This is a genomic window from Halomonas sp. SIMBA_159, from assembly GCF_046536035.1.
GTDB lineage: Bacteria > Pseudomonadota > Gammaproteobacteria > Pseudomonadales > Halomonadaceae > Vreelandella > Vreelandella venusta_A.
Genome location: NZ_JAWJBT010001470.1, coordinates 1 through 241, shown reverse-complemented (window position 1 = coordinate 241; position 241 = coordinate 1). Strand labels below are relative to the sequence as shown.

Annotated in this window: 1 protein-coding gene; it reads right to left on the bottom strand. The window is 49.8% G+C overall.

Annotated elements, in window-relative coordinates; all coding sequences use genetic code 11:
• On the bottom strand, positions 1–241 hold a 241-nt coding region (locus R0J87_RS24125; protein WP_498889572.1), incomplete at both ends, for an aldehyde dehydrogenase family protein.

The following is a 241-nucleotide window of genomic DNA, read 5'->3' as shown; positions in this document are numbered from 1 at the left end:
ATCTTCAGCCACTTTAGGTGTCAGCTCTGAAGGCTTAAACAACACGGCATTACCTGCCAGTAAGGCGGGTACTATGTGACCGTTAGGCAGGTGGCCAGGAAAATTATAAGGCCCGAAAACGGCCACTACGCCGTGTGGCTTGTGGCGGATAAAAGCCCGGCCTTGTGGCATCGGATTCTCTTTATTACCTGTTCTTTCCTGACAAGCCCGTACAGATATATCTATTTTGCCAACCATAGCC